Annotated in this window: 1 protein-coding gene; it reads right to left on the reverse strand. The window is 48.3% G+C overall.

Annotated features, from left to right (window positions below; all coding sequences use genetic code 11):
• Positions 1-1,355 (reverse strand): tandem-95 repeat protein (locus AB4138_RS23695; protein WP_372307946.1); only part of this gene is annotated, 1,355 nt, incomplete at both ends.

Genomic DNA, 1,355 nt, shown 5'->3' on the forward strand with positions numbered 1-1,355 from the left:
TTGAAGTTTTCATCTGGCGTAATCGTGAAACTGCCGTCATCGTTAGCTACAACCGTCGCATCACCACCAACCGTTAGGCCGCTAGCAGTAAGGTCATCGCCTTCAACATCTGACGCTTGCGATAGCAACTGCTCTTGGCTTAAACGGATAGAACCGTCTTCATCGATTGAGTACGCTAGGTCACCCGATACAGGCGCATCATCAACCGCAGTCACACTTACGTCGATGTTCGCTGACACTGTATCGGTACCGTCAGATACATCGAAACCGAAGTTTACATCACCATTGAAGTTCTCATTTGGTGCGAAGGTGTAAGTTCCATTACCGTTGTCAGTAAGAATGCCGTCACCACCATCGTAGGTCACACCTTCAACCGTTAGGTTATCACCTTCAATATCAGTCGCACCAGTTAACAGGTCTGCATCGGTAAAGATAAGAGTGCCATCTTCTTCAACGCTGAACTGCTGATCTTGAGGTACTGGTAAATCATTTACTGGGTTAACCGTTAGGTCTGCTGAAGCTTGAACGGTATTGGTACCATCAGAGATATCGAAACTGATATCTATGTCACCGTTGAAGTTCTCATCTGGCGTAATCGTGAAGCTGCCGTCATCGTTAGCTACAACCGTTGCATCACCACCAACCGTTAGGCCGCTAGCCGTAAGGTCATCGCCCTCTACGTCAGATGCTTGAGAAAGCAATTGCTCTTGGCTTAGACGAATCGAACCATCTTCATCGATTGAGTACGCTAGGTCACCCGATACAGGCGCATCATCAACCGCGGTTACGCTTACGTCGATGTTCGCTGACACTGTATCGGTACCGTCAGATACATCGAAACCGAAGTTTACATCACCATTGAAGTTTTCATTTGGAGCAAAGGTGTACGTGCCGTTACCGTTATCAGTAAGGATACCGTCGCCACCATCGTAGGTCACACCTTCAACAGTAAGGTTGTCACCTTCGATGTCGGTAGCGCCTGTTAACAGGTCTGCATCGGTGAAGATAAGTGTACCGTCTTCTTCAACGCTGAACTGCTGATCTTGAGGTACTGGTAAATCATTTACTGGGTTAACCGTTAGGTCAGCCGATGCTTGAACCGTATTAGTGCCATCTGAGATATCAAAGCTGATATCGATGTCGCCATTGAAGTTCTCATCTGGCGTGATGGTAAAGCTGCCATCGTCGTTAGCAACAACCGTTGCATCACCGCCAACCGTTAGGCTGCTGGCAGTAAGGTCATCACCTTCCACATCAGATGCTTGAGAAAGCAACTGCTCTTGGCTTAGGCGAATCGAACCGTCTTCGTCGATTGAGTACGCTAGGTCACCCGATACAGGCGCATCATCAACCGC

It is taken from the genome of Vibrio sp. 10N.286.52.C3, from assembly GCF_041468865.1.
In the GTDB taxonomy this organism is placed as follows: domain Bacteria; phylum Pseudomonadota; class Gammaproteobacteria; order Enterobacterales; family Vibrionaceae; genus Vibrio; species Vibrio crassostreae_C.